This is a genomic window from Pseudoruegeria aquimaris, from assembly GCF_900172235.1.
Lineage (GTDB): Bacteria > Pseudomonadota > Alphaproteobacteria > Rhodobacterales > Rhodobacteraceae > Pseudoruegeria > Pseudoruegeria aquimaris.
The window spans coordinates 24,972-38,726 of sequence record NZ_FWFQ01000004.1; the positions used below are offsets into that span (position 1 = coordinate 24,972).

The 13,755-nt window shown below is 69.0% G+C and carries 13 protein-coding genes; 8 read left to right on the top strand and 5 right to left on the bottom strand.

All coding sequences use genetic code 11. The features are described from left to right. Positions 1 to 14: 14 nt before the first annotated feature. The 6 genes from PSA7680_RS04070 to PSA7680_RS19180 are packed head-to-tail and all read left to right on the top strand — an operon-like array spanning position 15 to position 6,992. Entirely contained in the window at positions 15 to 647 is a 633-nt protein-coding gene (locus PSA7680_RS04070; RefSeq protein WP_085867385.1) for a DUF2460 domain-containing protein, read from the top strand. Continuing rightward, positions 647 to 1,534: a phage/gene transfer agent baseplate hub protein gene (locus tag PSA7680_RS04075; protein ID WP_085867386.1), complete on the top strand. Its 888-nt coding sequence runs from the start codon at positions 647 to 649 to the stop codon at positions 1,532 to 1,534. Before PSA7680_RS04070 ends, PSA7680_RS04075 begins: the two co-directional genes overlap by 1 nt. After that, the gene (locus PSA7680_RS04080) at positions 1,531 to 1,977 is read left to right on the top strand and encodes an NlpC/P60 family protein (RefSeq protein WP_085867387.1); all 447 of its coding nucleotides are present in this window, start codon (positions 1,531 to 1,533) and stop codon (positions 1,975 to 1,977) included. Before PSA7680_RS04075 ends, PSA7680_RS04080 begins: the two co-directional genes overlap by 4 nt. 3 nt (positions 1,978 to 1,980) lie before the next feature. After that, complete coding sequence (locus tag PSA7680_RS04085) at positions 1,981 to 5,898, top strand: baseplate multidomain protein megatron (RefSeq protein WP_085867388.1); 3,918 nt, start codon at positions 1,981 to 1,983, stop codon at positions 5,896 to 5,898. Continuing rightward, a complete protein-coding gene (locus tag PSA7680_RS04090) occupies positions 5,891 to 6,601 on the top strand; it encodes a DUF2793 domain-containing protein (RefSeq protein WP_085867389.1) in 711 nt (236 codons plus the stop codon). Before PSA7680_RS04085 ends, PSA7680_RS04090 begins: the two co-directional genes overlap by 8 nt. A gap of 1 nt (position 6,602) precedes the next feature. Continuing rightward, entirely contained in the window at positions 6,603 to 6,992 is a 390-nt protein-coding gene (locus PSA7680_RS19180; protein ID WP_442439563.1) for a DUF7742 family protein, read from the top strand. Here the strand turns inward: PSA7680_RS19180 and PSA7680_RS04095 are convergent. Then, entirely contained in the window at positions 6,902 to 7,240 is a 339-nt protein-coding gene (locus tag PSA7680_RS04095; RefSeq protein WP_245824436.1) for a TraR/DksA family transcriptional regulator, read from the bottom strand. The genes PSA7680_RS19180 and PSA7680_RS04095 overlap by 91 nt on opposite strands. 85 nt (positions 7,241 to 7,325) lie before the next feature. Here PSA7680_RS04095 and cysE point away from each other — a divergent pair, with 85 nt between their 5' ends. Beyond that, positions 7,326 to 8,135, top strand: a complete 810-nt coding sequence (cysE, locus tag PSA7680_RS04100) for a serine O-acetyltransferase (RefSeq protein ID WP_085867391.1) — start codon at positions 7,326 to 7,328, stop codon at positions 8,133 to 8,135. A gap of 34 nt (positions 8,136 to 8,169) precedes the next feature. On the opposite strand, the gene PSA7680_RS04105 is transcribed toward cysE, so the two are convergent. Beyond that, positions 8,170 to 8,982, bottom strand: coding sequence for a DUF2189 domain-containing protein (locus PSA7680_RS04105; protein ID WP_085867392.1), 813 nt, complete (start codon positions 8,980 to 8,982; stop codon positions 8,170 to 8,172). Positions 8,983 to 9,097: 115 nt separating this feature from the next. Between PSA7680_RS04105 and PSA7680_RS04110 the strand changes: the two genes are divergently transcribed. Continuing rightward, positions 9,098 to 9,778 (top strand): pseudouridine synthase, encoded by a 681-nt coding sequence (locus tag PSA7680_RS04110; protein ID WP_085867393.1) that lies wholly within the window; start codon positions 9,098 to 9,100, stop codon positions 9,776 to 9,778. A 126-nt stretch (positions 9,779 to 9,904) separates the two neighbouring features. On the opposite strand, the gene PSA7680_RS04115 is transcribed toward PSA7680_RS04110, so the two are convergent. Genes PSA7680_RS04115 through pdhA form a run of 3 tightly spaced genes read right to left on the bottom strand, consistent with a single transcriptional unit; the run spans position 9,905 to position 13,690 of the window. Continuing rightward, positions 9,905 to 11,254 (bottom strand): pyruvate dehydrogenase complex dihydrolipoamide acetyltransferase, encoded by a 1,350-nt coding sequence (locus PSA7680_RS04115; protein WP_085867394.1) that lies wholly within the window; start codon positions 11,252 to 11,254, stop codon positions 9,905 to 9,907. A gap of 12 nt (positions 11,255 to 11,266) precedes the next feature. Then, positions 11,267 to 12,667, bottom strand: a complete 1,401-nt coding sequence (locus PSA7680_RS04120) for a pyruvate dehydrogenase complex E1 component subunit beta (RefSeq protein WP_085867395.1) — start codon at positions 12,665 to 12,667, stop codon at positions 11,267 to 11,269. Between the two features lie 27 nt (positions 12,668 to 12,694). After that, positions 12,695 to 13,690, bottom strand: a complete 996-nt coding sequence (gene pdhA / locus PSA7680_RS04125; protein WP_085867396.1) for a pyruvate dehydrogenase (acetyl-transferring) E1 component subunit alpha — start codon at positions 13,688 to 13,690, stop codon at positions 12,695 to 12,697. Positions 13,691 to 13,755: the final 65 nt, after the last annotated feature.

Consider the following 13,755-nt stretch of genomic DNA (forward strand, 5'->3'; position numbering starts at 1 on the left):
GCAGGAGGAACGAGATGGGATTTCACGAGGTCAGATTTCCGGCCAACCTGAGCTTCGGCTCGGTCGGCGGGCCCGAGCGGCGCACCGAGATCGTGACGCTGGCCAACGGGTTCGAGGAGCGCAACACGCTCTGGGCCCATTCGCGCCGCCGCTACGACGCGGGCGTGGGGATGCGCTCGCTCGACGACATCGAAACGCTGATCGCCTTCTTCGAGGCGCGGCAGGGGCAGCTCTTCGGCTTCCGCTGGAAGGACTGGTCGGACTACCGGTCGGCACCGCCGAGCCGGGAGATCACCCCGACCGACCAGGCGATCGGCACCGGCGACGGCGTCACCCGCGTGTTTCCGGTGGTGAAGGCCTATGCCTCCGGCGGCGCCAGCTACCTGCGGCCGATCCGCAAGCTGGTTTCCGGCACGGTGGTGGCCGCGATCGAGGGCGAGCCGCGGCGCGAAGGCGTGGATTTCGAGATCGACGCCAACGCGGGCGAGATCCACTTCGAGGTGCCGCCCGACGTGGGGGTGACGGTTTCGGCCGGCTTCGAATTCGACGTGCCGGTGCGGTTCGACACCGACAGCATCCAGACCTCGGTTGCGAGTTTCCAGGCCGGCGACGTGCCCAACGTGCCGGTGGTGGAGGTGCGGATCTGATGGCGGTCGATGCGGATTTCCTGGCCCATCTGAAGAGCGGGGCGACGACGGTGTGCCGGTGCTGGGAAGTGGCCCGGCGGGACGGGCGGCGGTTCGGTTTTACCGATCACGACGCGGATCTCGCTTTCGACGGGCTTGTCTTCAAGGCGCGTACGGGGCTCGCACCGGGGGCGGTGCAGCAATCCACCGGCCTTTCGGTGGACAATGCCGAGGCGATGGGGGTGCTGTCGGACGCGGCGGTGACCGAGGCCGACATCCTTGCGGGGCGCTTCGACGGGGCCGAGGTGACGGCCTGGCTCGTGAACTGGGCGGATCCGGCGCAGCGGCACCTGCAGTTCCGCGGCAGCATCGGCGACATCCAGCAGGGCAAGGGGGCCTTCCAGGCCGAGCTGCGGGGGCTGTCGGACGTGCTGAACCGGGTGCAGGGGCGCAGCTACCTGAAACGCTGCGGTGCGGTCCTGGGGGATGCGCGCTGCGGGGTGGATCTCGCCAGCCCGCTGATGGCGGCCGAGCGCGCGGCGGAGGAGGTGGCGCAGGGGCAGGTGTTCCGGTTCGCCGATTTCACCGGTTTCGACGCCGGCTGGTTCACCCACGGGCGCATGAGCGTGCTTTCGGGTGCGGCGGCGGGGTTGTCGGGGCGGATCAAGTCGGATCGCTTCATGGAGGGTGTCCGGGTGATCGAGGTCTGGGAGAGCCTGCGGGCGGAGGTGGTGCCCGGCGATCTGCTGCGCCTTGAGGCGGGCTGCGACAAGAGCGCGGAGAGCTGCCGCTACAAGTTTTCCAATTTCAACAATTTCCGGGGCTTTCCGCATATTCCGGGCGAGGATTGGCTTCTGAGCTACCCGGTGAGCGGCAAGAACACTTCGGGCGGGAAGCTGGCGCAATGAGCGCGCCGGGGCAGGCCGTGGTGGCCGAGGCGCGGCGGTGGCTTGGCACGCCCTACGTGCACCAGGCCAGCTGCCGGGGCGCGGGGACGGATTGCCTCGGGCTGCTGCGGGGGGTCTGGCGCGCGCTTCGTGGCCCGGAGCCGCTGCCGATCCCGCCCTACACGGCGGATTGGAACGAGGCCGCCCGGCGGGAGGCCCTGTGGGAAGCGGCCGAGGCCCTTTTGCGGCCCAAGCCCGCCGAGGCCGCCGCGCCCGGCGACGTGCTGCTGTTTCGGATGACGTCCGGCGGCGTGGCCAAGCACCTAGGCATCCAGAGCGAGGTGACGCCCGCGCCGCGGTTCATCCACGCCTACACGGGGCATGGCGTGGTGGAGAGCCCGCTGAGCACGCCCTGGGCCCGCCGGATCGTGGCGCGCTTCGCCTTTCCTGAAATCGAGGAGTGACAGATGGCAACTTTGGCTTTGGCCGCCGTCGGGGCGGCCGTGGGCGGCGCCGTGGGCGGCAGCGTTCTTGGCATTTCCGCCGCTGTCATCGGGCAGGCGGTGGGGGCGACGATCGGCCGAATGGTCGATCAGCAGGTGCTGGGCGGCGGCTCGCAGACGGTGGAGACCGGGCGGGTGGACAGGTTCCGCCTGACGGGCGCCAGCGAGGGGCGGACGATCCCGCAGGTCTATGGCCGTGCGCGGATCTCGGGGCAGGTGATCTGGGCCACGCGGTTCGAGGAGCACGTCAAGCGCCGCACCTCCGGGGGCAAGGGTGGCGGGCCGAAGGTCACCACCAAGGAATACAGCTACACCGTGAGCGCGGCCGTCGCGCTCTGCGAGGGCGAGATCGCCCGCGTGGCGCGGGTCTGGGCCGACGGCAACGAGGTGGCGCTGGGCGGGCTCAACATGCGGGTCTACCGGGGCGGCGAGGACCAGTTGCCCGATCCGAAGATCGAGGCGGTGGAGGGCAGCGGCGCGGCGCCGGCCTACCGGGGCATCGCCTACGTGGTGTTCGAGGATCTCGACATCACGCAGTTCGGCAACCGCTTTCCACAGTTCAGTTTCGAGGTTCTGCGCCCGGCCACGGACGACACGCCGGAGGGCGGTGACGATCCGGCGCGTGCCGTCGAGGCGGTGGCGCTGATCCCGGGCACGGGCGAATACGCGCTCGCCACCGTGCCGGTGCACTACCCCAAGGGGCTGGGCGAAGCCCGCTCGGCCAACGTGAACACGCCGCAGGAGCAGGCGGATTTCCTCGTCTCGCTTCAGGCGCTGCGCGAGGAGCTGCCGGCCTGCGGCTCGGTTTCGGTCATCGTGAGCTGGTTCGGGGATGATCTGCGCATGGGGCACTGCGCCTTGCGCCCGCGGGCCGAACAGCTTCAGGCCGAGGGCAAGCCGCAGGTCTGGCAGGTGGACGGCAGGACGCGGGCCAGCGCCGGCACGGTTCCCTTTGACGCCGAGGGGCGGCCCGTCTACGGCGGCACGCCTTCGGACACCTCGGTCATCCAGGCGATCCGGGCGATCCGGGACGGCGGGCAGGAAGTGATGTTCTACCCCTTCATCCTGATGGAGCAGATGGCGGGCAACGGGCTGCCGGACCCCTGGGGGCAGGGGGCGGAGCAGCCGGTGCTGCCCTGGCGCGGGCGGATCACGCTCTCGGCGGCGCCGGGCGTGGAGGGATCGCCCGACGGCACGCCGGACGCCGATGCCGAGGTGGCGGCCTTTTTCGGCACGGCGCAGGTTTCGGATTTCAGCGTGGCGGGCGGCCAGGTGAGCTACGGCGGGCCGCAGGAGGACTCCTACCGCCGCTTCATCCTGCATTACGCCCACCTCTGTGCCCTCGCCGGCGGGGTGGACGCCTTCTGCATCGGCTCGGAGATGCGCGGGCTCACGCAGGCGCGCGGGGCCAACGGGTTTCCGGCGGTGGAGGCGCTGCGCGCCCTTGCGACGGACGTGCGCGCCATCCTCGGGCCGGAGGTGAAGATTTCCTACGCGGCGGATTGGTCGGAGTATTTCGGTTACCACCCGCAGGACGGCAGCGGTGACGTCTATTTCCATCTCGATCCGCTCTGGGCGGACCCGGAGATCGATTTCATCGGGATCGACAACTACATGCCGCTGTCGGACTGGCGCGAGGGCGAGGATCATGCCGATGCCGGCTGGGGCAGCCTCTACGACCTCGGCTATCTGCGCAGCAACATCGAGGGCGGCGAGGGCTACGACTGGTATTACCCCTCCGACACGGCGCGGCGGCAGCAGAGCCGGGTGCCGATCACCGACGGTGCCCACGGTGAGGCCTGGGTGTTCCGCTACAAGGACATGCGCGGCTGGTGGCAATCGCCGCACCACGAGCGCATCGGGGGCCAGCGCCAGGCCAGCCCCACCGCCTGGGAGCCGCAGAGCAAGCCGATCCGCTTCACCGAGTTCGGCTGCGCCGCCATCCATTTCGGCACCAACCAGCCCAACAAGTTCCTCGATCCGAAATCCTCGGAGAGCGCACTGCCCCATTTCTCCAACGGCGGGCGGGACGATCTGATCCAGATGCAATACATCCGCGCCGTCACCGGCTACTGGCGCGCGGCGGAGACGAACCCCGTCAGCGAGATCTACGGCGGCCCGATGATCGACATGGCCCATGCCCACCTCTGGGCCTGGGACGCGCGCCCTTATCCGTATTTTCCCAACAGTCCCGAGGCCTGGAGCGATGGGGAGAACTATGCCCGCGGCCATTGGCTCAACGGGCGAAGCGCGGGGCGCGGCCTCGGCTCGGTCGTGGCCGAGATCTGTGCGCGCTCGGGGCTGGAGGCCGTGGACGTGAGCGCGCTGCACGGATACCTGCGCGGCTACGTGGTGGATAGCGTCTCGACCGCACGCGCCGCGCTGCAGCCGCTGATGCTGGCCTATGGCGTGGATGCGGTGGAGCGCGACGGAACGCTTCAGTTCCGGCTGCGCACGGGGGTTGCGGAACGGTCCTTGCTGGCCGACGACATGGCCCTGACGGAGGATCAGGAGAGCGCGCTGGCCCTGTCGCGCAGTGCTGAAACCGAACTTGCGGGCCGGGTGCGCTTCACCTTCCTGGAGGCCGACCGCGACTACGAGGTGCGCAGCGCGGAAGCGGTGATGCCGGGCGAGAGCGCCGAGGTCGTGTCGGAAACGGAGGCCCCCATCGTGATGACCCGCGCGGAGGGCCGTGCCGCCAGCGCGCGGATGCTGAGCGAGGCCCGCATCGCCCGCGACACCGCCCGTTTCGCCCTGCCGCCCTCGGCGCTGGACGTGGGCGCGGGGGATGTCGTGGACCTGCCGGGCCGCGCCGGCCGCTATCGCGTGGATCGGTCGCTGATGGCGGGGGCGCAGGTGCTGGAGGCCACGCGGGTGGAGCCGGCGATCTACCGGCAGCGGATCGAGGCCGACGCGCCCGGTGCGCTCTCGGGTTTCCAGCCGGCGCTTCCCGTCTTTCCGCTGTTTCTCGATCTGCCGCTGCTGACCGGCGAGGAGGTGCCCCATGCGCCCCATGTGGCGGTGGCGGCGGTGCCCTGGCCGGGCTCGGTGGCCGTCTACGCATCGGACACCGACGCGGCCTACGAACTGAACAGCCTCGTGGAGGTCGGCGCGATCATGGGGCTGACGGAGACGCCGCTTGCCCGCGCCGCGCCGGGGCGGCTGGACCGTGCCGCGCCGCTGCGGGTGCGCTTCTACGGCGGAAGCGTGGCATCGGCGGAGTGGGCGGCGGTGTTGAACGGCGCCAACGCCGTGGCGATCGGGGATGGCACGCCGGCGGGCTGGGAGATTCTGCAGTTCAGCGAGGTGGCTTTGGTGGGCGAGGGGCTCTACGAGCTTTCCGGGCGGCTGCGGGGGCAGAACGGCAGCGAGGCGCTGATGCCCGAGGAGTGGCCCGTCGGCAGCTACGTGGTGGTGCTGGATGCGGGGGTGAGCCAGATCCAGCTGGCCAGCGCGGCGCGCAACCGGGCGCGGCACTACCGGGTGGGGCCGGCGGCCCTGCCGAACGACCACCCGGCCTATGTCCACGAGGTCCATGCCTTCGCGGGCGAGGGTCTGCGCCCCTATGCGCCGGCGCATCTGCGGGCGCGGCGGCAGGCCAACGGGGACCTGGCGATCAGCTGGGTGCGGCGCACGCGGATCGACGGCGACAGCTGGGACGTGCCGGAGGTGCCGCTGGGCGAGGAGAGCGAAAGCTACATCCTGCGCCTGATGGACGGCGAGACGATCCTGCACGAGATCACCACCGCCAGCCCCTTCTACCTTCATACCGCGGCCTCGCAGGCCGCCGACGGCCCGCTCACGGCCCCGGCGGTGAGCGTGGCGCAGGTTTCGGCGCGCTACGGCGCAGGTTTCTTCACGAGGATCGATATCGATGGCTGACAGCAACAGGCTCGGACTGGCGTATCTGGACGCCGCGCAGGCACAGAAACACGTGACGGTGAACGAGGGTTTCGCGCGGCTCGACGCGCTGGTGAACCTCTCCCTGAAATCGGTGACGGAGACGGTGCCGCCGACGCTCGCCGCCGAGGGCGACGCCTACGCCGTGCCGGCAGGCGCGGTGAACGACTGGGCGGGGAAGGACGGGCGCATCGCCTACTTCAGCAACGGCGGCTGGGATTTCGCCACGCCGCAGGAGGGTTGGCGCGCCTTCGTGGAGGATGCCGCGGCGCAGGCGCTGTTTCACGGCGGGGCCTGGCGGCTCAACGCGCTGGCCCGTTCCGCGAACGGCGCTCAGACGAGCCTGAGGATCCTTGAATTCGATCACGTGCTCACCGCCGGGGCGACCTCGCAGACCGGCGTGAACATCCCGGCCAACGCCATGGTCTTCGGGCTGACGGGGCGCGTGGTGGATGCGCTCGCCGGCACGCTTTCGGACTGGTCGGTGGGGGTGAGCGGCTCGCCCACGCAGTTCGGCTCGGGGCTGGGCACGGCCGCGGGAAGCTGGATGCGGGGGATGCTCGGCAGCCCCACCACCTACTACGGCGCGACGCCGCTGCTGCTCACCGCCAACGGCGGGGATTTCGCCGGGGGCACGGTGCGCTTCGCGCTGCACCTGCTGGAGCTGGGCCTGCCGGAGGCCTGACGTGCGCCCGGTTCTGACCGACGATCTGCTGGCCGCGCTCGATTGCCTGATGGCGGCCCCGCCGCAGGCGCGGGCCGGGCTGCGGGCGCAGATGATCGCACGGGCACAAGCGGCGGAGGCCTGCCGGCGGCGGAACGGGCGCATGCACCCGGTTTTCGGCGGCGGAAGCCTGATGGCGGCGGCGGCGAGCCTGCAGGCGCGGCCTGCGGTGCGCTGGCGCTGGCAGGATCCGCAGGTGTGCCGGGAAGCGATCGCGTTGCTGAGGGCATTTGCCGCCGGGGCCAGCAGCGGCCCGGCGGATCAGCCGCGCGCGCAATCAAGGCACTTGGGGGTGGAGGGATCCAGCTCCAGCCGGGGCTCCTCGATCGCGTCGCCGCATTCCACGCAGTAGCCGTATTCGCCATCGGCAAACCGGGCCAGCGCCGCCATGATGCGGGCCCGCTCGGCGTTGCGCCGGGCCTGGGTGGCCTGCGCCATGGCCTGCTGTTGCAGCGCGTCCATCCGCGACAGCCGCCCAACGGCCTGCTGATCGAGCATCACCGTCTTCTGACCCTGCGCGCCGCGCGCGTCGCCGCGATCCAGCGCGGCGAGGGCGGCTTCGAGCTTCTGACGGAAATGTGCCTGTTTTCTTTCATCCATTTTGCTTATATCCCTCATCACCCCTTTGAACTTGGTCGCTCCGGACTACCTGTTGTAGACTGCCCGGAGCGAAAAGGAACACGCGATGGCTGAAACACGCACACAGGTGCAGCACGTCGATCCGGTCTGGACCCGGATCCGGGAGGAAGCCCATGAGGCCGTGACGAGCGAGCCGCTCCTTGGCGGGCTGGTCCACGGCTGCATCCTGCACCACAAGACGCTGGAACGGGCGCTGTCCTACCGGATCGCCTCCAAGCTGGCCTCCAGCGAGATGAGCGAGCAGATCCTGCGCGAGATCTCGGACGAGGCCTATGACGCGGAGCCGAGCCTCGGGCAGGCCGCGCGCGCTGACATCGTGGCCGTGCTGGAGCGCGATCCCGCCTGCCACCGGATGCTGCAGCCGCTGCTGTTCTTCAAGGGCTTCCAGGCCATGCAGGCCTACCGCGTGGGCCATTGGCTCTGGCAGCAGGGGCGCAAGGATTTCGCCTATTTCATCCAGATGCGCGCCTCGGAATGCTTCGGGATCGACATCCACCCCGCCGCCCGCATCGGGCGCGGCATCATGATCGACCACGCCCACTCCATCGTGATCGGCGAAACCGCTGTGGTGGGCGACAACGTGTCCATGCTGCATTCGGTGACGCTGGGCGGCACCGGCAAGGAGGATGACGACCGCCACCCCAAGATCGAGGATGGCGTGCTGATCGGCGCCGGCGCGAAAGTGCTGGGCAACATCCGCGTGGGCCATTGCTCGCGCATCGCCGCCGGTTCGGTGGTGCTGCAGGACGTGCCGCCGTGCACCACCGTGGCGGGGGTGCCGGCCAGGATCGTCGGCGAGGCGGGCTGCGATCAGCCCTCGCAGATGATGGATCAGCTGATCCGCGGCTGCCACTGAGGCTTTGCTTCAATCCTGAAAACTCGCGGCCCGCTCAGGCGGGCTGCACCGCGCGCCGGTAGAGGTGCCAGGTGGTGTGGCCCAGCACCGGCAGGGTGACGATCAGCCCGAGGAAGGCCGGGATCATCGAGATCAGCATGGCGACCGAGATCACCGCTGCCCAGCCCAGCATCACCACCGGATTCTCCTTCACCACCTGGACCGATACCAGCATCGCGGAGATGAAATCGATCTCCCGGTCCATCAGCATCGGCATGGCGATGACGGTGACGGTGAAGAGCACCGCCGACAGGAACGCGCCCACGCAGGTGCCGATGGCCAGGAAGGTCCAGCCCGGCGGGGTGAAGAAGACGATCTGAAGGAAGCCTTCGAAATCGGAGAAGGAGGAATCCTTGAGGATCAGCGCCAGCCAGAGCCGGACCTGATACATCCAGACCCAGAAGATGAAGAGCGTCACGAAGGCCATCCATCCCATTTCGCGTTTGCGCTGGTCGGCCATCACGGTGAGGATCTCGCCCCAGCCGAAGGGGATGCCGGCCTGCAGGCGGCGCGACATTTCGTAGAGTCCGGCCGCCGCGAAGGGCGCCACGAGAGGAAAGCCGACGGCGGCGGGAATGATCATCCAGATCTTGCCGAGCGAGGCGAGGCACCAGACGATCAGCAGCCCGAAGAGCGCGTAGAACAAGCCGAAGAAGCCGCTCATGAAGGCCCGCGCGCGGAAATCGGCGAAACCCTCCGTCAGCGCGGCGGCGATGTCGGCCCATGTCACGGTGTTGATCTCGGGCAGCACGTCGCGCGGGGGCGGGACAAATCGGGGCTGTGTCGGGTCTTCCGGCTCTTGTGCCATCTGGTCGGGCCTCCTCACATCGTCGCGCCGCTTCAGCCTGCAACAGGCGGCGGGCCGGGGCAAGGGGTGCGGCTTTGCGGTTGCGCCGGCGCCGAACGCCCGGCAAAGAAGGGGCATGGCTCGGCTCATACTCCTGAACAAACCCTACGGGGTGCTGTCGCAATTCACCGACAGGGGCACGGAAGGCTCCGCCCGGCAGACGCTGTCGGATTTCGTGCCCGTGCCCGGCGTCTACCCGGCCGGGCGGCTGGACCGGGACAGCGAGGGGCTTCTGCTGCTCACCGATGACGGACGGCTCCAGGCGCGGATCGCGGAGCCGAGGCACAAGATGGCCAAGACCTACTGGGTGCAGGTGGAGGGGGAGATCACGGAGGCCCAGCTGGTGCGGCTGCGGCAGGGGGTGCAGCTGAAGGACGGCATGACGAAGCCGGCGCAGGCCGAGCGGATGGCGCCGCCAGAGAATCTGTGGGAGCGGGATCCGCCGGTGCGTTTCCGCAAGAGCGTGCCCGATTGCTGGATTTCGCTGACCATCCGGGAGGGCCGCAACCGCCAGGTGCGGCGGATGACGGCCGCCGTGGGCTGCCCGACGCTGCGGCTGATCCGGGCGCAGGTGGGGCCGTGGTCGCTCGGTGGGTTGCAGCCGGGAGAGTGGCGCGAGATCGCGGTTGAGGACCTTGCTCCCGTGAAACAAGGGCAGCGCCCGCCACGGGGCGGAAGCGAAGCGCCCGCGCAGGTTGGTGATCCGCGGGCGAGGCGGGCGCGCAAACCCCGCTTTGGCAAAAAGCCCCGATCCTAAGCGCTGAAGGAACGTGCAGAGGCGCGTTTCCGATATCCTGTTTCGCCCGGCGGCACGCCGGGCAGCGCCTGCCTGCCCCCCGGCAGGCGCTATCGCGCCCGCTCAGGCAGGCGCCGCCCGGCTTCGTTACGCCAGCATCACCATCGGGTTTTCCAGGTTGTCAACGATGGCTTGCAGCAGTTCCGCCCCGAGCGCGCCGTCGATCACCCGGTGATCGACCGAGAGCGTCACGCTCATCACCGTGGCCACCGTGAGCGCGCCGTCATCGCCCACGACGGGCTGCTTCTTCCCGGCGCCCACCGCGAGAATGGCGGCGTGGGGCGGGTTGATCACCGCGTCGAAATTGTCGATCCCGAACATCCCGAGGTTGGAGATCGCGAAGCTGCCGCCCTGGTATTCATGGGGGGCAAGCTTGCGTTCGCGCGCGCGGGCGGCGAGATCCTTCATCTCGGCGGACAGGGCGGAGAGCGATTTCATGTCCGCGTCGCGCAGCACGGGCGTGAAGAGCCCGCCCTCGATGGCGACGGCCACCGCCACGTCCGAAGGCTTCAGCTTGAAGACGCGATCGCCGGCCCACACGGCATTGGCCGCCGGCACCGCCTGAAGCGCGTTGGCGCAGGCCTTGATGATGAAATCATTGACCGAAAGCTTCACGCCGCGGCCTTCGAGCTGCTTGTTGAGCTGGCTGCGGAAGGTGAGCAGCGCGTCGAGCCTGATGTCTCGGCGCAGGTAGAAATGCGGGATCGACTGCTTGGCCTCGGTGAGGCGCGCGGCGATCGTCTTGCGCATCCCGTCCAGCGGCACTTCCTCGTAGTCGCGATCGGCGTAGATCTTCGCCACCTGATCGGCCGAGGGGCCGGAGGCGGCGGCCGCGGGGGCTGGGGCGCCTGTGGTGCCGGTGGCCGCAGGGGGGGCGGACGCGGCGGGCTTGGCCGCCGCTGCCGGAGCCGATGCGGTTGCGGCCTCTACGTCGGCCTTCACGATGCGGCCATGGGGCCCGGAGCCCTTGATCTGCGACAGATCGAGCCCCTTCTGCGCGGCGATGCGGCGGGCCAGCGGGCTGGCGAAGATGCGTTCACCGCTCGCGGCCACGGGGGCCGCAGGGGCGGCAGAGGCTGCGGGGGCAGGGGAAGCGGCGGCCTCGCCGGCCCCGGCCGGGGCCCCCTCGGCCGCCGCAGGCCCTTCGGCCGCGGGCGCGCCGGACTTGGCTTCGGGCAGGGCATCGGCGCTTTCGCCTTCTTCCAGCAGCACGGCGATGGCGGTGTTGACCTTCACGCCTTCGGTGCCTTCGGGCACGAGGATCTTGCCGATGACGCCCTCGTCCACCGCTTCGAATTCCATCGTCGCCTTGTCTGTCTCGATCTCGGCCAGCAGATCGCCGGAGGCGACGGTATCGCCTTCTTTCACCAGCCATTTCGCCAGCGTGCCCTCCTCCATCGTGGGTGACAGCGCGGGCATCAGGATCTCGGTTGCCATGTCCGTTTCTCCTCAGCGGTAGGTGACTTGCTTGACCGCGGCGATGACTTCCTCGGTCGTCACCAGCGCGAGCTTTTCGAGGTTGGCGGCATAGGGCATGGGCACGTCCTTGCCGGTGAGGTTGATCACCGGCGCGTCGAGGTAGTCGAAGGCGCGCTCCATGATCGTGGCGGAGAGGTGATTGCCGATGGAGGCCACCGGGAAGCCTTCTTCCACCGTCACGCAGCGGTTCGTCTTCATCACCGAGGCGATCACCGTGTCGTAGTCGATCGGGCGCAGGGTGCGCAGGTCGATCACTTCGGCAGAGATGCCTTCTTCGGCCAGCTTGTCGGCGGCTTCCAGCGCGTAGGTCATGCCGATCCCGAAGGAGACGATCGTCACGTCGCTGCCCTCGCGCCAGACGCGGGCCTTGCCGAAGGGAATGGTGAAATCCTCGAGATCCGGCACGTCGAAGCTGCGGCCGTAGAGGATCTCGTTCTCGAGGAAGATCACCGGGTTCGGATCGCGGATGGCGCTCTTGAGCAGGCCCTTGGCGTCGGCCGCCGAATAGGGCATCGCCACCTTCAGCCCGGGCACATGGGCATACCAGGCCGCGTAATCCTGGCTGTGCTGCGCGGCCACGCGTGCGGCCGCCCCGTTGGGGCCGCGGAAGACCATCGGCGCCCCCATCTGGCCGCCGGACATGTAGAGCGTTTTCGCGGCGGAGTTGATGATCTGGTCCATCGCCTGCATGGCGAAGTTGAAGGTCATGAATTCCACGATCGGGCGCAGGCCGCCGAAGGCCGAGCCCACGGCGATGCCGGCAAACCCGTGTTCGGTGATCGGCGTGTCGATCACCCGGCGACTGCCGAATTCATCCAGCAGTCCCTGCGAAACCTTGTAGGCCCCCTGATATTCGGCGACTTCCTCGCCCATCAGGTAGACGGTCTCGTCGCGCTGCATTTCCTCGGCCATGGCGTCGCGCAGGGCTTCGCGCACCGTCATCTTCTTCATCGGCGTGCCCTCGGGCCAGTCGGGCGAAAGATCCGGGGCGGGGGCGGCCGGTGCGGCCGGTGCGGCCGGGGTTGCCGGGGCGGCCTGTGCGGACGGGGCAGGATCCGCCTGCGCCGGGGAGGCGGCGGCGGCGGCCGGCTCGGCCGCGGCTGCCGCGGGCAGGGCATCGGCGCTTTCGCCTTCTTCCAGCAGCACGGCGATCGGCGTATTCACCGCCACGCCCTCGGTGCCTTCGGGCACGAGGATCCTGCCGAGGACGCCTTCGTCCACGGCCTCGAATTCCATCGTCGCCTTGTCGGTCTCGATCTCGGCCAGGATCATGCCGCTCTCGATCGTGTCACCCTCTTTCACCAGCCATTTGGCCAGCGTGCCTTCCTCCATCGTGGGAGAGAGCGCGGGCATCAGAATTTCGGTTGCCATCGTGATTACCTCTGTCTCTTCCGGGCCTTAGGCGCTTGCGTAAATGTCGGTGTAAAGCTCGTCGAGGCTCGGCTCGGGGCTTTCCTTGGAGAACTCGGCGGCCTCGTTGACGATGGCCTTGATCTCCTTGTCGATCGCCTTGAGATCCTCCTCGCTGGCGTGCTTGCCGCCGAGCAGCAGCTCGCGCACGTGCTCGATCGCGTCGCGCTCCTCGCGCACCTTCTGCACCTCGTCCCGCGTGCGGTATTTCGCCGGGTCCGACATCGAGTGCCCGCGGTAGCGGTAGGTCTTCATCTCAAGGATGTAAGGGCCCTTGCCGGCGCGGCAGCGGGCCACGGCCTTCTCGGCGGCCGCCTTCACGGCCAGAACGTCCATGCCGTCCACCGCCTCGCCGGGGATGCCGAAGGCGGCGCCGCGGGTGTAGAGCTCGGGCGTGGAGGAGGCGCGCTGGAGCGAGGTGCCCATCGCGTATTGGTTGTTCTCGATCACGAAGACCACCGGCAGCTGCCAGAGCGCGGCCATGTTGAAGGTCTCGTAGATCTGGCCCTGGTTCGCGGCGCCGTCGCCGAAGTAGGTGAAGGTCACGCGATCGTTGCCGAGGTATTTGTCGGCGAAGGCGAGCCCGGCGCCCAGCGGCACCTGCGCGCCGACGATGCCGTGGCCGCCGTAGAAATGCTTCTCCTTGCTGAACATGTGCATGGAGCCGCCCTTGCCCTTGGAATAGCCGCCCTCGCGGCCCGTCAGCTCGGCCATCACGCCCTTTGGGTCCATTCCGCAGGCGAGCATGTGGCCGTGGTCGCGGTAGGAGGTGATGCGCTTGTCGCCTTCCTCGCAGGCGGCCTCGATGCCCACCACCACGGCCTCCTGGCCGATGTAGAGGTGGCAGAAGCCGCCGATCAGGCCCATGCCGTAGAGCTGGCCGGCCTTCTCCTCGAATCGACGGATCAGCAGCATCTCGCGGTAATAGGCGAGCAGTTCATCCTTGGATACATTGGGTTTCTTGGTGGCCTTCCGGGCTGCCATGGGGCCTCCTCCTGCAGCAAAACGCAATTAGTTTAGTGTTAAACCATGAGTAGCGCATCGCTGCG

Bases quoted from the DNA above. Each gene is read 5' to 3' on its own strand.
- PSA7680_RS04070 (WP_085867385.1), top strand. From the start codon at position 15: ATGGGATTTCACGAGGTCAGATTTCCGGCCAACCTGAGCTTCGGCTCG.
- PSA7680_RS04075 (WP_085867386.1), top strand. From the start codon at position 647: ATGGCGGTCGATGCGGATTTCCTGGCCCATCTGAAGAGCGGGGCGACG.
- PSA7680_RS04080 (WP_085867387.1), top strand. From the start codon at position 1,531: ATGAGCGCGCCGGGGCAGGCCGTGGTGGCCGAGGCGCGGCGGTGGCTT.
- PSA7680_RS04085 (WP_085867388.1), top strand. From the start codon at position 1,981: ATGGCAACTTTGGCTTTGGCCGCCGTCGGGGCGGCCGTGGGCGGCGCC.
- PSA7680_RS04090 (WP_085867389.1), top strand. From the start codon at position 5,891: ATGGCTGACAGCAACAGGCTCGGACTGGCGTATCTGGACGCCGCGCAG.
- PSA7680_RS04095 (WP_245824436.1), bottom strand. From the start codon at position 7,240: ATGGATGAAAGAAAACAGGCACATTTCCGTCAGAAGCTCGAAGCCGCC.
- cysE (WP_085867391.1), top strand. From the start codon at position 7,326: ATGGCTGAAACACGCACACAGGTGCAGCACGTCGATCCGGTCTGGACC.
- PSA7680_RS04105 (WP_085867392.1), bottom strand. From the start codon at position 8,982: ATGGCACAAGAGCCGGAAGACCCGACACAGCCCCGATTTGTCCCGCCC.
- PSA7680_RS04110 (WP_085867393.1), top strand. From the start codon at position 9,098: ATGGCTCGGCTCATACTCCTGAACAAACCCTACGGGGTGCTGTCGCAA.
- PSA7680_RS04115 (WP_085867394.1), bottom strand. From the start codon at position 11,254: ATGGCAACCGAGATCCTGATGCCCGCGCTGTCACCCACGATGGAGGAG.
- PSA7680_RS04120 (WP_085867395.1), bottom strand. From the start codon at position 12,667: ATGGCAACCGAAATTCTGATGCCCGCGCTCTCTCCCACGATGGAGGAA.
- pdhA (WP_085867396.1), bottom strand. From the start codon at position 13,690: ATGGCAGCCCGGAAGGCCACCAAGAAACCCAATGTATCCAAGGATGAA.